Annotated in this window: 2 protein-coding genes; both read left to right on the forward strand. The window is 59.9% G+C overall.

Annotated features, from left to right (window positions below):
- Positions 1 to 254: 254 nt before the first annotated feature.
- Positions 255 to 1,394, forward strand: coding sequence for an RHE_PE00001 family protein (locus RHIZ70P_RS22620; protein ID WP_115672810.1), 1,140 nt, complete (start codon positions 255 to 257; stop codon positions 1,392 to 1,394).
- A gap of 115 nt (positions 1,395 to 1,509) precedes the next feature.
- A partial coding sequence (locus RHIZ70P_RS22625) for a GIY-YIG nuclease family protein (RefSeq protein ID WP_147294060.1) occupies positions 1,510 to 1,803 on the forward strand: 294 nt, incomplete at its 3' end.

Genomic DNA, 1,803 nt, shown 5'->3' on the forward strand with positions numbered 1-1,803 from the left:
CCTCGACGCGTGCCAGCAGTTCTGACAGATGCGTTTTGGCCTCGGCGACCTTGACGGTAACAGTCATGACAAGTCCTTCCCTATTCGTTCTCGCAATTCATATGTAAAATAGTCAGCATGCCGAAGTTGGTCAATAGGCTGACTAACTGACCTCCGATAAGGGTTACTTATCGATAGTTACGATCTCAACCGGCATCTATACCATGTGGCGAACTGTAATATTCAGATAGCGTTCCTTTAACAAATCATTTACCATAATATCAATGGTTTACGATCTAACGAAAATCAGCATGACAGCCCTGATGCGGCCGGCTTTCGACGCCGGCATCGCGCTCACCCGTCTCGACGAGCGCCTTGCTCGCTCGCCAGTCGGCGCCGGCCTTCTTGAGCGGCAAAATTTCGCCGATGCCTGTGCCTCGCTGTGGATCGACGGCGAATTGGTGCACCTCGAGGACCTCGTCCTCCACGACGCCACGAAGGATATTCGGACACCCACCCATGAGCTGACAATCGCGCGCGACGTGCTGCGTACCCGCCGGCGCATTGCCGCCCAACCACCTGGCTGGGCGCTTTCGGCCGACGGCATTCGAACGCTCCGGCAGACGGAGCCAATGGCGTTGAGCGGCGCCGACAAAACAGAGGCGGGCGGCACCACCCGGCGCGCCGGCGCGATCGATCCGGTAGGGGAGGGGGAAGATGCGGACGGCGGCGAAGATCTTCCCGGCGTCGACTATGCTGCCATCGATGCCGTGCTCGCTAGATCGGAGGCGGCGATCGCGAACGCTACACGGCCCGGCTGCGGCGGAGAGGCCGAAAAAGATCCTATGATCTATGATCTCGACTGGGACGAGGACGCGCGGCTCGACGAATGGCGCGGCGTCCTGCGGCAAGCAGAAAACCTACCGGCGGCGCTTCAGGCGATCGTCACCCTCGATGCCTGGAACGAACTTTCCGTCCTCCAGCACGCGCCCTGGCTCGGCCGGCTGCTGGCCGCGTCGATGTTGCGCCAGGCCGGCGTTACCACCGGTGCCCATCTCGCCGCCGTCAATACCGGCCTCAAAACCATCCCGGTGGATCGGCGCCGACATCGCGATCGCGAGACCCGGCTGCTTGCCATCGTCCATGGCCTCCTTGCGGCCGCCGAGATTGGCTTGAAAGAGCATGACAGGCTGACGCTGGCGAAGACAATGATGGACCGAAAGCTGGACGGGCGCCGGACTTCTTCAAAGCTGCCGGAACTGGTCGAGCTGGTGATGGCACGTCCGCTCGTGTCGACCGGCATGGTGGCGAAAACGCTGGACGTCACGCCGCAGGCGGCGCGGCGGATTGTTTTGGAACTGGGGCTGCGCGAGATGACGGGGAGGGGGAGGTTTCGGGCATGGGGTATAATATGAATCTTCCTCTGCGGCTTAAACGGCGGGCAATTCAAACGAGAGTATTGGTGCCCTCGTTCGAGAATCGCTGGGCGCGCAACAGAAGGCGGGCATTTGAGTGATAATTGGGGACACCATGCACGAGATATTCCGGGCATTCACCGAAAATTTGCAGCCAAAATTCGAAGCCCTCATGGCCCAAGCGCCGGTCACAGACACAATCTTGCATCCTGACATCAAGGGATCGGGAATCTATATGTTTTCTGAAGGCGGAAAGAGCCTGTATGTCGGCCGCACTCGCGATGTGCGCAAGCGCTACGGCCAGCATACCCGGCGATCCAGCGGCCACAACAACGCTCCATTTGCCTTCAAACTTGCGCGCGAAACAACCGGGTTTCTGAAGTCGAACTACCGGCCAGGAGAGACCTCG

Source organism: Paenirhizobium selenitireducens ATCC BAA-1503 (genome assembly GCF_900492185.1).
Lineage (GTDB): Bacteria > Pseudomonadota > Alphaproteobacteria > Rhizobiales > Rhizobiaceae > Allorhizobium > Allorhizobium selenitireducens_A.